The sequence below is a fragment of the Shewanella pneumatophori genome, from assembly GCF_023283895.1.
GTDB lineage: Bacteria > Pseudomonadota > Gammaproteobacteria > Enterobacterales > Shewanellaceae > Shewanella > Shewanella pneumatophori.
Genome location: NZ_JAKILB010000002.1, coordinates 79,823 through 96,388, shown reverse-complemented (window position 1 = coordinate 96,388; position 16,566 = coordinate 79,823). Strand labels below are relative to the sequence as shown.

Annotated in this window: 17 protein-coding genes; 6 read left to right on the top strand and 11 right to left on the bottom strand. The window is 44.1% G+C overall.

Annotated elements, in window-relative coordinates:
• Positions 1-203: 203 nt before the first annotated feature.
• Together L2740_RS03460 and L2740_RS03455 are read left to right on the top strand one after the other, a co-directional pair.
• Positions 204-1,619 (top strand): M16 family metallopeptidase, encoded by a 1,416-nt coding sequence (locus L2740_RS03460; protein WP_420833508.1) that lies wholly within the window; start codon positions 204-206, stop codon positions 1,617-1,619.
• A complete protein-coding gene (locus tag L2740_RS03455; RefSeq protein WP_248948695.1) occupies positions 1,619-3,178 on the top strand; it encodes a M16 family metallopeptidase in 1,560 nt (519 codons plus the stop codon). Before L2740_RS03460 ends, L2740_RS03455 begins: the two co-directional genes overlap by 1 nt.
• A gap of 85 nt (positions 3,179-3,263) precedes the next feature.
• Here L2740_RS03455 and L2740_RS03450 read toward each other — a convergent pair whose 3' ends face one another.
• Positions 3,264-3,473 carry a hypothetical protein gene (locus L2740_RS03450; RefSeq protein ID WP_248948694.1) on the bottom strand — a complete coding sequence of 70 codons (210 nt, stop codon included), beginning with the start codon at positions 3,471-3,473 and terminating at the stop codon, positions 3,264-3,266.
• Between the two features lie 221 nt (positions 3,474-3,694).
• Between L2740_RS03450 and L2740_RS03445 the strand changes: the two genes are divergently transcribed.
• Complete coding sequence (locus L2740_RS03445; protein ID WP_248948692.1) at positions 3,695-3,964, top strand: hypothetical protein; 270 nt, start codon at positions 3,695-3,697, stop codon at positions 3,962-3,964.
• Positions 3,965-4,101: 137 nt separating this feature from the next.
• Positions 4,102-4,791: a leucine-rich repeat domain-containing protein gene (locus tag L2740_RS03440; RefSeq protein WP_248948691.1), complete on the top strand. Its 690-nt coding sequence runs from the start codon at positions 4,102-4,104 to the stop codon at positions 4,789-4,791.
• Positions 4,792-4,916: 125 nt separating this feature from the next.
• On the opposite strand, the gene L2740_RS03435 is transcribed toward L2740_RS03440, so the two are convergent.
• From L2740_RS03435 to L2740_RS03405, 7 genes are all read right to left on the bottom strand, one after another.
• Positions 4,917-5,627, bottom strand: a complete 711-nt coding sequence (locus L2740_RS03435) for a hypothetical protein (protein WP_248948689.1) — start codon at positions 5,625-5,627, stop codon at positions 4,917-4,919.
• 291 nt (positions 5,628-5,918) lie between these two features.
• A complete protein-coding gene (locus tag L2740_RS03430) occupies positions 5,919-6,425 on the bottom strand; it encodes a GNAT family N-acetyltransferase (RefSeq protein WP_248948688.1) in 507 nt (168 codons plus the stop codon).
• A 47-nt stretch (positions 6,426-6,472) separates the two neighbouring features.
• A complete protein-coding gene (locus L2740_RS03425) occupies positions 6,473-7,039 on the bottom strand; it encodes a TetR/AcrR family transcriptional regulator (RefSeq protein WP_248948687.1) in 567 nt (188 codons plus the stop codon).
• A gap of 155 nt (positions 7,040-7,194) precedes the next feature.
• Positions 7,195-7,353, bottom strand: a complete 159-nt coding sequence (locus L2740_RS03420; RefSeq protein WP_248948686.1) for a hypothetical protein — start codon at positions 7,351-7,353, stop codon at positions 7,195-7,197.
• A 19-nt stretch (positions 7,354-7,372) separates the two neighbouring features.
• A complete protein-coding gene (locus L2740_RS03415) occupies positions 7,373-7,885 on the bottom strand; it encodes a DUF3592 domain-containing protein (RefSeq protein WP_248948685.1) in 513 nt (170 codons plus the stop codon).
• Positions 7,872-8,315: a hypothetical protein gene (locus L2740_RS03410; protein WP_248948684.1), complete on the bottom strand. Its 444-nt coding sequence runs from the start codon at positions 8,313-8,315 to the stop codon at positions 7,872-7,874. Before L2740_RS03410 ends, L2740_RS03415 begins: the two co-directional genes overlap by 14 nt.
• Positions 8,316-8,449: 134 nt before the next feature.
• Positions 8,450-8,839 (bottom strand): hypothetical protein, encoded by a 390-nt coding sequence (locus L2740_RS03405; RefSeq protein ID WP_248948683.1) that lies wholly within the window; start codon positions 8,837-8,839, stop codon positions 8,450-8,452.
• A gap of 335 nt (positions 8,840-9,174) precedes the next feature.
• Here L2740_RS03405 and L2740_RS03400 point away from each other — a divergent pair, with 335 nt between their 5' ends.
• Positions 9,175-10,149 carry a hypothetical protein gene (locus L2740_RS03400; protein ID WP_248948682.1) on the top strand — a complete coding sequence of 325 codons (975 nt, stop codon included), beginning with the start codon at positions 9,175-9,177 and terminating at the stop codon, positions 10,147-10,149.
• A gap of 675 nt (positions 10,150-10,824) precedes the next feature.
• On the opposite strand, the gene L2740_RS03395 is transcribed toward L2740_RS03400, so the two are convergent.
• From L2740_RS03395 to glnE, 3 genes are all read right to left on the bottom strand, one after another.
• Complete coding sequence (locus L2740_RS03395; protein WP_248948681.1) at positions 10,825-11,292, bottom strand: hypothetical protein; 468 nt, start codon at positions 11,290-11,292, stop codon at positions 10,825-10,827.
• A gap of 136 nt (positions 11,293-11,428) precedes the next feature.
• Positions 11,429-12,130 (bottom strand): DUF4347 domain-containing protein, encoded by a 702-nt coding sequence (locus tag L2740_RS03390; RefSeq protein ID WP_248948680.1) that lies wholly within the window; start codon positions 12,128-12,130, stop codon positions 11,429-11,431.
• Positions 12,131-12,420: 290 nt separating this feature from the next.
• Positions 12,421-15,273: a bifunctional [glutamate--ammonia ligase]-adenylyl-L-tyrosine phosphorylase/[glutamate--ammonia-ligase] adenylyltransferase gene (glnE, locus tag L2740_RS03385; protein WP_248948679.1), complete on the bottom strand. Its 2,853-nt coding sequence runs from the start codon at positions 15,271-15,273 to the stop codon at positions 12,421-12,423.
• 327 nt (positions 15,274-15,600) lie between these two features.
• On the opposite strand from glnE, the gene L2740_RS03380 reads away from it, so the two are divergent.
• Positions 15,601-16,560 carry a hypothetical protein gene (locus L2740_RS03380; protein WP_248948678.1) on the top strand — a complete coding sequence of 320 codons (960 nt, stop codon included), beginning with the start codon at positions 15,601-15,603 and terminating at the stop codon, positions 16,558-16,560.
• Positions 16,561-16,566 lie beyond the last annotated feature (6 nt).

The following is a 16,566-nucleotide window of genomic DNA, read 5'->3' as shown; positions in this document are numbered from 1 at the left end:
CTTCATTATTAGTCTAGTTCGTCAATTTAGAAATGGTCTTATTTGATAACATTTGACATGGGATATACTGATTTTTAATCATATAAATTGATTACAAGGAGTGGTTAACCCGATACTTAAACAAATTTAAAAGGAGGATAGTTTTAATTGTGAAGAAAATTAACATAGGTTATCTCGACAGAGCGGCATTAAAGATGCTGACTATGCTTTGTAGCCTACCTATATTAGCTTTCTCTATTAATGCATACAGCAGACTTGCATTTGAACCCTGCGACCTCAATGCACTAGTAAAACCGCTTTATGATGCGGAGCAGCAAATTCAATATCGCCTGCTTGATAACGGCCTTCAAGTGCGCACTTTAGCCCTTGAAAACACTCAAGCGGTATCAATCGCCAGCCAGTTTGATGTGGGATCTCGCAATGAAGTAAAGGGCCAAACCGGTTACGCCCACCTGTTCGAGCATATGCTATTTAAAGGCAGTCAGCACGCTCCCGGTGACAGCTACACGCAAACCATGAGTGCTATCAGCGGCCAGTTTAATGCCAGCACCTTTTTTGATTTCACTAACTACTACCTGACCATTCCTTCACAAGCGCTCGAACTGAGCCTGTGGCTAGAGGCCGACCGCTTTCGTTATCCTGTGCTCAACCAAACCACAGTAAAAAATCAGCAAGGCGCGGTGCTCGAAGAGATGGCTACCAGCATAGATAACCAACCCTATGTGCGCAAAGCGATGGAGTTTTTATTAGCACAGGTTGAAGGTACGCCCTATGGCCATGCTGTAATCGGCAGCGTTGCCGATGTTAAAGCAGCCACGCCTGAGAGTTTAACTGCCTTTCATCAACACTATTACCGCCCAGATGCGATGCAGTTGAGCCTAGTGGGCGATATTCCAGAGCAAACCCAAACATGGATAGATAACCAGTTTGGCGACTGGCAAGCACCGGAGTTTGAGCAGCCTAAGCTCAGCGATCTCCTTGTTGAGGCAAAATCGCTACACAGTGAAATTATTGATGAGCGCGGCCCATGGCCTGCGGTATTGCTCGCTTGGCATACGGCCGGCAGCGGTTCTGCCGATGCTGCAGCCCTAACCTTACTTGAGGCATATCTGTTTCAAAATAAAAGCAGCTTACTCAAGGCAACCAGCCTTAACGATCCTGATCAACTTCTCAGTTACTCCATTCCGCTGACGATGACTCACCATGGTGTCACTAATTTACTACTTGTGCCTAGAGCGCGAACGTCACTGGATACCCTCACTAAAAACGCAGAATCCTTAGTGGCTCAAGTCGGTAATAATCAAATCACCGAGCATCAGCTTTGCCAACTTAAACAAATATGGCTAAACCAAGCCTTAGCACGATTAGATTCACCCTCCTTGTTATCAAGATACCTGTCTGCCAGCCAACCCCGCGATAAGATGCAGCCATTAACAGGTCCTTGGCAGCGGATTAATGCGGTAACAGCTGCTGATTTACAGCGAATAAGCCAACAATATTTTATTGGTAAAACCGTGCGCCTCGATCTGCTCCCCCCTTGGTATATTCGCGCCACTAAATCGATTTTAGAGTTCTTGCCTAAAGGCATGTCAGATAGCCTTGAAGAGAGCGTAATGTAATGCAAACAATGTTCATGTTTCGACAAGCTCAACCAAAGCAAATGCCACAAACTCTAAGCTATCAAGCAGTGTTTCTTGGATTGTTATTGGTCACTCTTTTTGGCTTACTCGGCTGCCAGCAAACGCAGATTGAATTTACTGCAGCAGCAGAGCCAAGCTTACCGGTTTTTAACTCGCTGCAAGGCGCTCCTATTGTTACCCCTTTAACATCAACTTCAGCGACCGCTTTATCAAATGAGGCTTTATCGATTGAGTCGCTAGAAAAAAGCCCATTTAACTCTGAGTTAAAGCGGTATTCACTCAATAACACCTTATCAGGGCTTAATCACATCTCATTAGTCGCCTATAGCCAACAACCGCTGCAAAATTTAGATGTGCTACTACAAGCATTTATAGAGAAAACTACTTGGCTAGCGCAGCAATCAAACCTTGCCTGTAGCGAAAGCTTGCGCATTAGAGCAAGCATGCACAGCCTAACGATGAGTATTGATTGCCCTGATTCACCGGAGCTCGCAAGTTCGCTGTTACTCCAGTTTTGGCAAGCTAACAGCTTTAATGAAATAGATATTGCCAATGTACGCCGTCAGCTTAAATTAGCTAAACATATTAATGCTTACAGCGGCGCCGAAATTGATGATGTATGGGCGAAGAAAATTCTTGGTGAGCAGCATATTTATAACCAAGCGCTAAATGACACATCACTGGCTGCCGAACTAGACTTAACCAAGCTTAATCAAGTTAGAGATAAGATTATCAGCCAGTCTAAATGGGCGCTGCTAACCAACCAAAGCTTGGCTAAAAATAATGAGTTTAGTGCAAAACTAGCACAAGATTTAGCGGCATTAACGGCTAAATCTCAACAAGTTGCCCCCCAACCTTTAAGCACATTCAAGCTAAAAGTGCCTGCCAGTAATAGCCAAAAAACCTTGTTTATTATCGATGCTCCCGGCAGCGTACAAACTCAAGTCCGTATTGGTTATCCTTTAGCTGTTGACGAGCCAAACCAGCAACAAACAGCTGACGATATTCAAGACTGTAAGCTACTTGCCAGCTGGCTGGGGCGCAGCTTTTCAGGACGCTTGTATCATGACTTACGCGAAGTTCGCGGCTTAACCTACGGCATTTATGGCCGCTGTTTTGATAATCCATTATCACGCACACTAAAATTTTACGGCAGCACTAAACTTGAACATAGCGGCGCATTTATCAGTGGCGTACTAGACCACCTCGCATTAGCCACAGAGTCCAGTGCTTCAATTGATGAGGTAAACGCATTAAAAACTTACCTCACTAGCCAAAAGATCCTCCGCCAAGCCAACTATCGCGCCATCGAAGCCGATACGATTAAACAACTTATTCGTGGCAGCTCTACCGAGCAACAACAGGCGCAAAATCGACGGCTCGATGCATTAACACCAGAGCAATTACAAGGCATTGCGCAAAGCGTATTTTTAAACACTCCGTATATTGTGATCCGCGGTGACAGAGCCAAGATTGAAAGCGATCTGAAACAAAAACTACCAGAGTGGACGTTAGTAGCTGTGTCAGCTGATGACTAAAGCAAAATGACCAAATAAAAAAGCAGAGCTTAGCGCGAATAAATCGGCCTAGACTCTGCTGTTTTGTATTGAGCGACTATTAAAATTAACTAGCTGATTGCACCAAGTATTTCGCCATTTCAGCGGCGGGTACCATTCCGCCGCCCGTGGCCCATACAACATGAGTTGCATTAGCCATCATATCGCTCGTTAATCCCATACGAACTTGGTATTGAGTATCTCTACTTACTCGTAAAGCGCCCGGCATACCCGCAAGTGCAGATGGCTCGAACTCAATAGCTTCACTCTGAGCCAAGCTGTTTGTAGATTGGCTAAAACAACAAGCAAAAACAACAAGCAAAAACAACAAGCAAAAACAACAAGCAAAAACAACAAGCAAAAACAACAAGCAAAAACAGCTAAATGATAGCCCGTTTTCGCTTTTGAGCCATCGGACTTGATTAATTCAACAACAAATCTATTGCTTGCAATAAGCTTGCGGCATAATAGCGGCAATGACATTACAGAGCAGTAAAAATGGAAAACCAGCAAGACAGCTACATGACTGAAGAAACCTTAATTGAAACAGTTGAAAATCAAATTGCCGATGGCGAGCCGAAAAAAGTCAAAGAAACGCTAATGCGTTTAGTGATGACAGGCACGCCACGTGAAGAAGCGATTCAATGGATGGCGTGCGCCCTAGCTATTGAAGTCAGTGATGTAATGCTAAATGGCGCATCCTTCAACGAAAAGCGTTACAACCAGCATTTAGATGCCATGCCAAATTTAGATTGGATGGAAGATTGATCGTTAGCTTATCTCGGCTGTTAATTGGCGCCGCAGTCGCCATGTTGCTCGGGCTTTCTACTACAGAAAGCTCAGCTCAAATAACTGAAATCACTGATATAACTGAGCCTAAGGCACAAACAAAGGGAGAATTGATCGTGAGCCAGCCGCATATACTCACATTAAAAGATGTATCTTTCGATAAAGAGCAAGGCAGCATTGATGCCTATAGGGGCAAGCATAAACACATTATCATCCCTGATAATTTTGACGGTATCCCCGTCACCGAGATCTGGGATTATGCTTTTTCAGAGGTTGAAGACTTAAGCGAAGAATTCGAAGAGGCCCCACAGAACCCAATAGCCAGCGTGGTGATCCCTAATACTGTCACCGAAATTGGCGAAGGTGCCTTTCAGCGTAACGCCCTTACCGAGATAGTGATCCCAAGTTCTGTGACTCGTATTGGTTACAATGCCTTTGCTGAAAACGCCCTTACCAGCGTTGATATCCCAGATTCAGTGGTTGAAATTGTCGAAGGTGCATTTCGTGATAACGCTATTGAGCAGCTCACTCTCGGTAAGTCGGTGTCGATCATTGAAGACTATGCCTTCGCTAACAACGCCATTAACAAGTTAAACCTGCCAAGCTCATTGAGTGAGATTGGCAATGAAGCCTTTGCTAACAATGCCATCACTCAGGTGTTAATGAGTAAAAACATCACCTATATCGGCTATGACGCTTTTGTTGGCAACCCACTAATTGGTCGACCAATAAGGCAATTTGGTGAGAAAAAGCCCCCAAGAGAGCTGACTGATGAAGAGTGGCTCGAAGCGCTTGGTGACTTGTAAGCTAAAGCATTGCTGCGCGCACATCTAACATCTGATTGCGCCTAACCTTGTGAGCTTACTGCTCACAAGGTTTGCAGCAGAGAAGTAACTGTACTCCCCTTTTATATAGCCTAAATAGCTTCGAGTTAATCGTATTCAGCAACGAGCATGACTTTCTTTAACTCTGGCTGGTAAAACACCATAAACTCACCGGCAAAGCCCAAGTACTCACTATCTCTAACCAAGTAAGCTTCATCTTTAAAGCTGCCTATGAAGGTATATTCTTTATTGTCTTTCTCATCCACATAAACAATATCGCGAGTGCTCATATGTTCAAATTCAGGATGATTAAGGCTGCAGGTCACTTCATAGTAATGATCTAACTCTGGGTTCTTTGCCAGTTCATTATATAAACATGAAGCCCAGTTCTGGCCAAATCTAGGTTGGCCACCCAAAGTGATTAATGGCAGCTTTTTGCCACGACGCATCAAACACTGATTGGCAGCAAATTCGTCCTGCGCTTGCTGGTAGTTGTCTAAGTACTCGTCTTGTTCCTCAAGCGTATCATCATTGGCGTACTCGTCATCTAAGCACCAGCCTTGTTGCTCATCAATATACGAATAGGTGATAGGACCATAATCGCCATCGGGAATGCCTTGCAGATTAGGTAGTGCAATGAGTATTTTATCGTCAACGCCTGCATCAAACATATTGAATGACAACAACCCAATTGGAATTAATTTCTCACGGTCAAAAGTCACCGACTCCGCAGTTGGAAATGCAGCATAACCAGCTTCATCATGGAAAATATCGGTTTCAGCCACATTTAACTTAGTATCTTTAATTACAAATGCCATATCTAATAATACTTTCCTGTTTATTATTAATGCTTTAGATTTTATACTTTGCAAGTTTGCTATAAGCTTATCGGCCAGCAGTATACTCTGTTTCAATCGTAAAATAGTAATGGCACAACTGATTTAGTGACATGTAACAGCTTCCCAATATACCGCTGCTAGACAATAAATAAGACCTATGTTCCTTTGAATAATGGTCAAAAAAAAGGAACGCTTAGGCGTTCCTTTTCTAAACCAATCGATAAAATATTTAATCGCTCTAAGTTGATTAAATTCTTATGCTAATTGCTATTAAACCTGCTCGCTCGGGTGTCCCCACATTAATGGGTTAGCGTAAGGTCCGGTAATACTCGATGTCGACTCACCAACGCCATCAAGCGCGCCAGGTGTTAATGCCTTAGCAAACCAGCATTCCAATGGCGCTTGAGTGCGTACAGGTGGCAATACCTGATGCGGCGTATTGTAACGATTACCATAATGGAACGGCTCACCCATTACAAAGATCACGTCGGCATCTAATTGCTTTTCAGCTTCATCCATCAATCTTGATGCGTAACGCTTACCTTGGTGCTCAGGCAGTACCGCTAAAGGCGCTAGCACATAACACTTAAGGTGCGGCGCTGCATCAATAGTAATTGGCGTGTAGCACGCATGGGCTACGTCCTCAAAAACGATAGAAAAGCTACCGTCACTAATCAAATCGTCAGCTAGGCTTGCATAAAGTTTGGCGTGGCGCTCGTCATAAAGTCCACCAGCAGCAGCGAAAGCTTGATATTGAATTTCATAAGGTGTTTTCACTTGAAACACTCCTGATTAAGTTTTCTGTTTCAGATTAGCCATGCCAGCTATAAGCCTAGCAATAGCAAATACTTATTAATAAAACGTTGTTTAATTTGCGCTAGAGGATAATCCTCTCCTGCAAACAAATAGTTCAGTGCAATGCCGTCGATTTCAGCAATAAGCATATGGCTATCGACGGGATAATTAGCGGTTGGGATCTCAGTCAAAATCACTTCAAAAGACGCCATCATTAGCTGGTAGCGCTCATCTAACAGATCTTGCAAAATCAATCTCATCGAAGGCTGACACTTAACCTGATAATCAAACTGGTAAAACAGCTTTTGCTTTGGATCAGCCATAGATACAAAGATATGTTCAAACAGATTAATCAATCGTTCTTTTACCGATAAGCCTTGGTTAGATGCATCGACATTACTCCCAACTTCGCTAATGATTTCAGCCATACGAACAAAAACTTGCCTGAGCAAATCATCTTTATTTTTAAAATGATGAAACACCAAGCCCTTTGATACGTTGGCGGCTTCACACACTTGTGCAATAGATGTTTTTTCATAGCCTTGTGTAGCAAACAGCTCTATCGCCGCCTGCATCGCTTGTTGTTTTTTGTCCATATTGTTCACCTAAAATTGATCACTTCACCCCGACATACCGACCGTCCGGTCTGTATTTTTGGCGATAATATAGATCATCTATTTTGATCGCAAGATCTTTTATTAAGCAGAGTAAAATTTTGCTGAAATTTGCAGAAGAAGTGGGAGGTAATAGCTCAGGTAAGTAGAGCCCTTGCTCCCAATCGCAGCGCTTCAAGTTCCTCCACAGTAAACATCATGGGCGGTAAATCTGAGCTAGGCTTTAAAATGTAGCCAACGCCAGCCTCTCCACGAATGTCAGCCCTTTGCGCCTGTAAAATCGCACTTCGAGACATTGCGGATCCAAAAAATCAGTTACACATTGCGAACGATAAAGCTGTCACGGTTTGAGGTCATCTGCAAATACATCAGATAAAGGACGGGTATTAATACTAAAGAGAACACCACCAAAGCCACAATCAAAAACAGGTGCATTGTTGGTTTGATAACAGCTGTGTTGGGATTACTGGGTTTATAGTGGACTAAGATCTTTTTATCACGAGGAAACTCAGCCACCAAAGCTTCGGCTTCTTCCAAAGAGTAACCCGGAATAGCGCCTGTAATATCGGTCTTATTGCTCTTGTGGTAGATTTTGCCGTCAACAGCATAAAAGTACTCAATAGCCACTTCGTAATGCGATTCAGCGCTGCTTCTTTCATGATAGCGCTCAATGAGCCAACAATTTACCACCATGCCTTTAGCCGTAGGCCAATTAAAAGCAGCATGAGACTGATGCACAGCATAGGTTGCCACTCCTACAGCAGTGGAGAACATGGTAAACATAAACCACATTAACATTGAAATCTGCGACAGCTTAAACCGCTTCACTATTATCACCCTTTGTATCCGCGTAACTATTCATCAAGGCTTGATAGCCTTTCACAAGTTTTATCAATGGCCATATCATGCTAATAATCAGCAACACCAACGCCAACAAACCTAAGCCAAGCAGATAAAGAAAATCATCACCTCCGCCTCCGGAAAACAGCCCGCCACGATTAAATATGCTGGCTCCCCAAGCTGAGGCAACAGCCGCCAAATTCAATGCTAGATGTAAGCCGAATGATTGCAATATTACCCAATAACCTTGTTTTAAAACCGGCGATTGGATGCGGTACCAGTTAACTCCAACCCAAGCAAGCCAGCCTAGCCATAGTGTCGCCGCAGGCAGCCAAAGCACGCCAAGAATATAAATCACCGGCACAGCAAAGTAACTGTAGCGCAGCTGCGTGAGTTGAGAGTGTCTTGATAAGTCCATTTTAAATCCTTATTTACAGCGACTTTAGATAAGTGGGTATTAGACTCAAGCGACTCTAGTTAGTCTTGCTGTAATACATCTTGGTTTTGTTCAATAAGCAGAGCTAAATGTATGCCAATTACCTTGAAAAACACCTAGTCAATCTCAGGCCTATTTTTTATAACTCCGCTAGCCTGTTTGTTTAGATTCGCTAGGTAATGGACATAAATAATCTGGCCGATTGCCGCTGCGGTAACTGACACAGGTAATAACCAGTCTTCAATGCCTTGAACCAGTGAATATACATATCCGCCACACCAGTCAGCAGGTTGAGGCCAACCGCAAGAATAGCTATTGACGTAATAATCGATAGGCTCCCAAACCGTATAAAAGAGTAAGCCGAGCATATAGATGCCGTAACACGCCAACAGGCGATTAAAGGTCACCCCTTTAGTCCACGCTTTGCCATACGCAATCTTGTCGTGGATCAAGGTAAATAGGGCTGGAGCAGCATAGATAAGGACAACAAAAAAATAGTAGATCATGCAACCTCTTTGCTTGGCAAAATACATATTGGGAACCACCCCCTTAAGCAGCCCCTGATGTTACATGGAGCCAAGCGTTAACGGTATAGAAATTAAGATTATTTTAAGAAAAGTAAGAACTAAGGATTGTACATTGATATCTACAGTCGTTTGGCAACTGCGATGGGGAAGTGGTGTTTATGTCAGTTCATTCGCACCAAATTAGCGATTGAAATATACAATGTGTTTAACAACAATAGAACCAGTCGATGCCCATGAATATTTAAACAGGAAGTTAATTGATGAGAAAACGGCATATAACTTTGTTTGTAACTCTCATGGGGCTTATTAGTTACATGATATTCAATTCATTAACTAGTAAAGCTGTGAATTTTGAGCAAACTAAAAATGACGACTATGAAGAACAGGTACTAACAGAGTCAATAAATACACAATCAGTCGCTGCGAAAAAATCAACTGCCGCAGAAGCGGCAATAAAACGTTTTGATAGTGGTTGGTGTGTAGAGGATTTAGAACTCAGTTCAGCAGATCGCTTACTAGCCGAAAGTCAAATAGAAGATTGGGATGAATATCGAGGGCGCGCAAGAGTAAAAACGGCAAGCTCGATCAACTTAGATGATGCTGATTATCCAAATAACTTTTTTGTTGCCCCCTATCAAGAGCTAGCAATTTCGGAGCTAGAAGCACTTGCTATGAGCGGGGACAAATGGGCTATGGTAACCCTAGTTCAAGTATCTCAAGGTGACCTAAACCTTAAGCACAAAGTAGCCAAGCAGTTACTGATACAAGGCGCATCATATTACGCACTTGAATATTTAGTCATTGAAGCATTAAGTGCAGCAAAAAACAGTTACCGCCAAACAGGAAACATAGAACAAAGCCATGAACACATCATTGATGCCTTGAGCTATGTGTACTTTGGGTTAAACACCTATAGCACCGCAGCGCTAACGCCTTATTTAGCGATCACGTCATCAGGATATTATAAAGAGAATATTTCGTCATATATCGATATTAAAGGTTTACAACCTCAAATAGAAGGCCGTTATTTAGCATTATCTAACAAGGTTAAGCGTGACCAAAATAACCTATCCATTCAAACTGCTCAGCCTTCACGTGCCATTAAAAACGAGTTTTACAGAAGTATCGCCATCCATGAATTATCTTACGATAAAGTACTCGCGGAAATTGCTTTCTCGCCTATTGGTGATACTGCAAGCATTATGAGTGCTCCCTGCTTAAAAGAGAATTCAGCGAAGTTACAGCAAAAACTACAACAGATGTCTATTGACACTAAAAATGTAAATTAACATTAACGCTGCCAACTTTAAATGCATTCATTTAGCTAGTTACAACAAGTCTGCAAAGATCAAAAAAGCCGAAACACTTACATGTTTCGGCTTTTACGTGCAAAAGACCATAGTAAAAAGTTGGGTCATAAAAAGTTGGGGCAGGGGAAACTTTCTACAAGACTCACAGAAAACACCAATCCCCATCGGAGTTACCGAGGTCATTGAAGAACTCTTGTAAACATTAGCCGCTTGAGCGAGTCAGGGATGGCGAATATGAGGCGATAGCGATTTTCGAAAATGAATGAGAATAAATCGGGTCAGGGTAAACTTTCCACAAGACTCACAGAAAACACCAACCCCATCGAAGTTGCCGAAGCACGTAAATAAAAATGCCGTAGAACCATCATGGATGATGGTTCAGGCTCGGGGGGACATGGATGTCCCATCTGAGCCGTTAGGCGATTTTTATTGGAGTATGAGGATCAACAACTTCGTCGGGGCGTCATGGTGGATGCAAGGAGGATAAGGACGAGCAGTCCTCCTTGCCCGGGTGTGGGATGGAATCCCACGACTTTGGTCAGGCACAGCCTGATGCATTACCAATGTGGGGCGAAGCGCCACGACGTTAATTGTTAGACGCAGTCTAACTTAAAGCTCAAGCGCAGCTTGGTAAAAACAGTTTTTAGACAGCGTCTAAATAAACATCGCAATCATGCCACCAACCGTGGCCGCGGCTTTCACATATTGGCCAGCCGAATACGATGGGTCGCCGTTCTCATCAATCTCTTCAGGATGGTCTAACCCTAACGCGCCAAATACAAACGATTCAATATCACCGCCGTCTTCATCTGCAGCCTTTTCGGCTTTTGCAGGCTCTGCCGCTTTGTCAGTGTCTTGCGCATTATCGGCTAAAGCAGGAGCTACAGGCGCCTTAGCCGTGCCTTGCTCGGCTGCTAACTTATCTTTAGCTGTGTTAGATAGGGTAACCGTTGTGCTATCACCAGTATTAGGCAGTGGCTTACTGCCAGCATCAGCGGCAACTGCTGAAGTTGAGCTGGTGCTAGTGGCACTTTGCTGCGCCGCTAAATCTGTGGTTTTGGGAGCGATATTTGCTCCGGCACTCATATTAGTACTATTGGCTGCACTGCTAATAGACGTCATCGAACAATCCCCTAATGAATCCCATTACAACATTGGGACATACTGCGCTGATATTAAGCAGTTTTTGGATTTCTACAAAGCAGTATCTGCTGAAAACATGATACAAAACGTATCAAAAGTGAATCACGATTAAGCGTTAAAAATCATACTGCGCTCGCTGTACCCATAGCGGCTCATAATACTCACCTTGCATGTAAATTATGTCGACTTGTAATTGAGTGAGGTTTTGCAATAACCCGATAAAGTCGCCGCCAGCGTGGCTCTTAGTTAAGTTAGTGGTATACAAAGAAAGCTGGCTATTAGGTGTAAATTGCTGAGCAAATGTGGCGAGGCTATGCTGATGCTCAAGCAGGTAATCTTGATCGATCCAGCGGCCGCCTAAGTAAATAGCAGAGCTTGATGCCTTGGCAATAATAGTGACTCGAGAATACAGCGGCTCGCTTGCTAGCACTTGGTTTATTTGCGCAAAAGGCTCTTGATCTTCTTCTAGAATAAGTAAGTGCAACTCGCCTGTAAAATCGGCCAATAGCGTGTCAGCATATGCTACTGAGCGGTCGACGATGACCAAGTCTGGTGTTTGTTCCGCACTTTGAACAAAGCTTTGTTTTGAGCTTACGGCAGTCGCTGTTAACTTATTTAGCTGAGCCTCGGCTGACGTTGCAAACAAACAATTGATAACCAGTAATAAACCTAAAAACGCGATCCAGTACCAAGGGAATTCATGACAGCGCCCCAATTTATACTGCTTAGCGTTAGCCCGCACGCCACGCAAACGGCAAATGCCTGCTAGGAAATTCTTAATCGTTTTGTCACAGTAACTGGCTTGTTTAAAGTTCATAGTTACGCCCTCTACAACGCTGTGCTTAATGCCGCACTTAATGTGAACTGTGCATATAACGAACCATATTGAGCTATCGATACAAATTCAAAGCCTTACAAAGCAAATAAATCACCAATCTTTGCCTTATCTTTGCTGACTCTAGATCTGCAGTGCATTTTGCATCTATCAACACCAACAACATAGAGTGGCGCCGCTAATAAAAAGGCCTGTTCACATTAAAATGTAAACAGGCCGATTTTAGCTATTAGCTATAGCAAACAAGCAGGGGTGTTTATTTACTCTTGATCTTACCCTAACACTTGCTGGTAAATCATTTCGACTAAGTGGGTATGCGCCTGAACATCTTCAATCGGCACCACTGACTTTTTCTGCTGCAGGGTTAATCTATGGCTTTCATCGCGCAGATAACAATACGCTTGAGTTAGCGCCTGCGCATTGGCTAGTGGCAGCAATTCTAATTCAGCTAGATCGGCAAAGATCCGCACATTATCCGACCAAAACGATAGCCGTTTATGCTCATGGCTATTCGCCAGCACTAGGTATTGCGCGATAAATTCAATGTCGGCAATACCACCACTGCTTTGCTTAAGATCGAACATTCCTTGATCGACTTTTAACAGGTGATCGCGCATCTTAATTCGCATTTCACGTACATCTTTTGCTAACGCGGCTTTATCCCGTGGGCTTTGTAAAACTTCGGCTCTTAGCTCATTAAAGCGCATAGACAATGCTGTATCACCAAACATAAAGCGAGCACGCACTAGTGCTTGATGCTCCCATGTCCACGCCTCATCACGCTGATACTCACCAAAGTTTTCAATCTCGCTCACTAGTAAGCCCGATGCTCCCGAAGGTCTTAAGCGCATATCCACTTCATATAACTCGCCCGAGTTAGTACGGGTTGAGAAAAAGTGCAGCACCCGCTGAGCCAGCTTTAAGTAGAAATGGCCGATATCAATAGCTCTATCGCCATTGGTTTGCCCCGCTTTGCTGCCGTTATGCAAAAACACTAAATCGAGATCTGAGCCATAGCCAAGCTCAATACCGCCCGCTTTGCCGTAACCGACAACCGCAAAGCCCATTTCATTGTCTTTTAGGTTATCTGGTACACCGTGGCGGGCACTCACTTGCGCCCACGCCTGATGCACAACTTGCTCAATAATCGCTTCGGCTAAGAAGGTTAAGTGATCGCTCACCTCCATCACAGGCAGCACGTCGGTGACATCGGCTGCTGCGATCTTTAGCTGCTGCGATAACTTAAATTGGCGCAGTGCTTCCATCTGCTGCTCTAAATCATCTTCAGGCACTCGCAGCAAGTATTGACGTAGCTCACTGCCATAATCGTCTAGCGATGTGGTGTCATATAACTGCGCCGGATCAATCAATTCATCAAGCAGCATTGGGAACTTTGCTAATTGCTGACCTATCCATGGGCTGGCAAGACACAAGCTCACTAGCTGTTGTCTCGCGCCAGGGTTTTCACACAACAGCTCTAGGTAAGTTGTACGAGTTAAAATCTGATCTAATACCTTTGATACTGGCTCAAATGCTTTAGAGGGATGAGCAATATTGGTAAATTCACACAACAGCTTAGGCATTAACTTGTCTAAGGTTTCCCGTCCCCGCGGACCAATGGTGCGGCGAACAACCGTGCTATGCCAGCTATTTAGCATCGGCCATAGCTTTTCATCATCTATGCCCTGCTCTTCTAGTATCGACTGTGCATGGTCATCTTCATAGGCATTCCACAGTTGCTGGGTCCAAGTTTCGGTTTGCTCTTCTTCGTTGTTACCACCCACGGTTTCTTCAAAGTGGCGATGGATCTGCTGCATTGCTGTGGCGATCTGCTCGCGCAGATCCATTTCAGTATCGGCGTTTAACGCATAACATAAGCGCTGCCAATCTAGGGCTTCACTTGGCAGGGTTTGAGTTTGCTCATCATTTATCGCCTGCAGTAAATTCTCTACTCGGCGTAATAATAAGTAGCTGTTTTTCAGCTCATCTACCGCCAGATAATCAAGCTGCCCCAACTCGAGTAAGGTTTTTAGCGATGCAAATAGGCTTTGGCTGCGTAGCGCTGGCTCGCGGCCGCCGCGAATAAGCTGGAAACTCTGTACGATAAACTCAACTTCACGAATACCGCCTGCACCAAGCTTAATATTGTCGGTGAGTTTTCGGCGGCGCACTTCCTGAGTAATTAAGCCTTTCATCTTTCTTAATGATTCAATTGCCGAGAAATCTAAATAGCGACGATAAACAAAGGGTCTTAATAAGTCGTGCAGTTCGTCTGATTCTGCAGTCCATGGCCCAAGTGCGCGCGCCTTGACCATGGCGTAACGCTCCCAATCTCGCCCCTGCTCTTGGTAATAATCTTCAAGACCACTAAAACTGACCACCAGCGGCCCACTTTCGCCATAAGGGCGCAGACGCATATCGACGCGATACACAAAGCCATCAACGGTGACTTGATGTAATAAGTTGACTAACCGCTGACCCATGCGGATAAAGAATTGCTGATTTTCTAATGAGCGTCTGCCGCCAAGGGTTTCGCCATGCTCTGGAAAGGTAAAAATGAGGTCGATATCTGAGGAAAAGTTAAGCTCGCGGCCACCGAGTTTTCCCATACCTAAAATAAGTAGCTTTTGCGGCTTACCTTGTTTATCACTTGGAGTGCCAAGCGAGGCGCACATTTCACGATATAGCCAATCGCGGCCAGCAATAACTAACGCTTCAGCCAGTGCCGATAAATCCAGTAATGATTCCTCTAACTGGCTGTAACTAAGAAAGTCGCGCCACGCCATGCACACCATTTGCTTGTTACGATATTGGCGTAATATCCGCTTAGCAACTTCTTCGTCGGTAACTGGCTCAAGTAAATCAGCGAGCTCTTTATCAAATACTTGGCGATCAAAATTCTGTAGGTTCTGACTAAATAGCTCAGGGATCCACTTGCTATGGCGACAAAGCTGCGTGGCAATAAAATCACTAAGGCCAAAGACCTGTTTTAACTCTTGTTGCTGCTCATCAGTTAAAGATGCAACTAGCTCGGCGGCATTATCTAACAGCCTTTGCCAATACAAATCTGCCGTTTCCAGCATTTGAGAACTAATTTGCTTATTACCCTGTGTCGCCGTGCGCATAATAATCCCTAACAATTTAGTACATCGACATATTATGTCGTTAATGATATAGATAGAGCGTAATAAAGGTGAGCAATTTTTATCACGGATGTTGAACATTTAGATAAATTGACCAAATCAAGGCCTTATAAACAGGATCCTTGCTTTTTTTATGCTCTAATAGGCAATACTATACTAATTACGCCGCAGCCAAATAATTTCTCTTGCGAATTCAATGTTTCAGCAAGCAATTGCGCGGTATAAGCCTAGCAAGTATTTTGGCTATATTTAGTATTTGTCGTTTGGCTGAGAGCCACTAAAAGTAACATAACCGATTTTGGAGAGACTATGGCAGGAATGCTAATGCGCGTTCTCACCGTCTTAATGGTATTCGCCCTTGCAGGATGTGGCGATGATAGACCAGAGCAAATTGCCAAGTATCAGCAGCTAACACAGCAGCGCTTAGATACCCTGAGTAATATGCTTAATGACGGGCAGGTACGTAATGCTAATTTGCTTAAACAATACGTCCAAGTATTAGAAAAGCAAAAGCCCGAATTAAGCCCGTTACTTAATGAGCTAGCGACCGACGCCACTAATCGCGGCCCGATGTTTACCTCGTTAACTCGGCGCTTAACCGATACCCAAAATGCGGCGAACTATGTCGATCTCGATCAGCAACTCGCTGAAGTCGAAAACCTCTACCAAGCCGCTGACCCAAGTCTTTTCAACGATATGTTGTCGGATCCACTTAACGTGGTCGCCGATATGTCTGATGGTGCACTCGCAAGAGTTAACTCTATTAGCCGTGAAGCTGCAGCACTTGCCAACGGTTCTGAGGACTTTGGCGCAGGTAGCCAGTTAGTCGGTAACCCTGCTTACGGTAGCTGGCAAACGGGCTCTAATGGCATGTCGTTTTGGGCATGGTACGGCATGTACTCTATGTTCTCTAATCTCACTCGTGGCCCAATTGGTTATGACAGATGGTCGAGCCGCCGTAATTACAGTTACTACAACGACGTAGGCCGTTACCGCTATACCTCGCCTAAACAGGCACGCGCGCAGACCCAAACCTACGAGCGCACCAAAAAGCAATTTAGCTCTCAAGGTAAAAAGTTTGATAGCCCGTATGCAAAATCGCGTACCGGTTCAACCAGTCTTTCAAGACAAAGTAGCAGTACCCCAAAAGCTAGCTCAACAGGACGCACTGCGAGCAGTAAGAGCAAGTTCCGCTCAAACTACTCTAAGGACAGCAGCTTCCGTAATTCCAGCAGTCGTACTACTCGCGGTGTTCGCCGAGGCAAATAATTAAGG